This window comes from Hyphomonas sp. UBA3601, assembly GCF_002375605.1.
Classification (GTDB): domain Bacteria; phylum Pseudomonadota; class Alphaproteobacteria; order Caulobacterales; family Hyphomonadaceae; genus Hyphomonas.
This window is the reverse complement of record NZ_DFME01000093.1, coordinates 15,074-16,387: the sequence shown is the minus strand read 5'-3', so window position 1 is coordinate 16,387 and position 1,314 is coordinate 15,074. Positions and strand designations below refer to the sequence as shown.

Annotated in this window: 1 protein-coding gene; it reads left to right on the top strand. The window is 55.9% G+C overall.

The window, feature by feature from the left end:
• Positions 1 to 115: 115 nt before the first annotated feature.
• The coding region (locus B4F73_RS09675) for a phosphomannomutase/phosphoglucomutase (RefSeq protein WP_349679557.1) at positions 116 to 1,314 on the top strand (1,199 nt) is incomplete at its 3' end.

The window sequence follows — 1,314 nt, the reverse complement described above, 5'->3', positions numbered from 1 at the left end:
ATCCGCCCTTGAAACTCGCAGGTTTCCCCTGTGGCGCGAAACCTGCATACTCTTTGTCGAAGTGACACATTCGTGTTGTAGGGACGCACAAAATCTTCGGAGACGTACGCATATGATGCCCAAACCGCTGGCTGACATTAAGCCAAACACGCTGGAGTTCGAGACCCTGCCGCTGGTGAAGCCAACAGGCTTTCGCGAATATGATGCGCGTTGGTGGTTCAACGGAATCGGTAAGGAGAAGGCACCGGAACTGAATTTCACCGGTGTTCAGGCGCTGGGCCTCGGCATGGCAACGCTGTTCCATGAATTGGGGGTCGAGCCCAAAGTAGTGACCGGGCATGATTTCCGCTCGATCAGTCAGCCGATCAAGAACGCGCTTATTCTCGGCATGGTGCAGGGCGGCTGTGAAGTACTGGATGTGGGCCTCGCCCTGTCGCCAATGGTGTATTGGGCCCAGTTCGAGCTGGATGCAGCCTGCTGTGCCATGGTGACAGCGAGCCACAACGAAAATGGCTGGACCGGGGTCAAGATGGGGGCCGACAAGCCGCTGACATTCGGACCAGTTGAGATGGGCCGCCTGAAAGAAATCGTCATGGGTGGCGAGTTTCAGCCCCGTGCGGGCGGCGGTCATTTCCGGGTCGATGATTTGCGGGACAAGTATATCAAGGCAGTCGTTGGCGATACGAAGCTTAGTCGTCCGATCAAGGTGATTGCGGCGTGTGGCAATGGCACTGCGGGCGCTTTTGCGCCGGATGCGTTGCGTATGATGGGCGCAGAAGTTGTCGAGATGGACTGCAACCTCGACAACACGTTCCCGAAATACAATCCCAACCCGGAAGATGCAGAAATGCTGCATGAAATGTCGAAAGCCGTCAAAGATCTTGGCGCAGATGTCGCGCTCGGTTTTGACGGTGATGGCGACCGCTGTGGTGTTGTGGACAATACAGGCGAGGAAATCTTCGCGGACAAGATCGGCCTGATGTTGGCGCGCGATTTGTCGAAACTCTACAAGGACGCGACTTTCGTCGTCGATGTGAAGTCAACCGGCCTCTACAAGACCGATCCCGTGCTGAAGGAAAACGGTGCGACGGTCGATTACTACAAGACCGGCCATTCCTACATCAAGCGCCGCACCAATGAGTTGGGCGCGCTGGCAGGTTTTGAAAAGTCCGGTCATTTCTTCTTCCAGCCTCCAATTGGGCTTGGTTATGATGATGGGCTGGTTGCGGCGAAGGCCATTCTCGAAATGCTGGATCGCAATCCGGGCAAGACAATGGCCGATATGAAGGGGGAGCTGGGCGTTGCCTATACTTC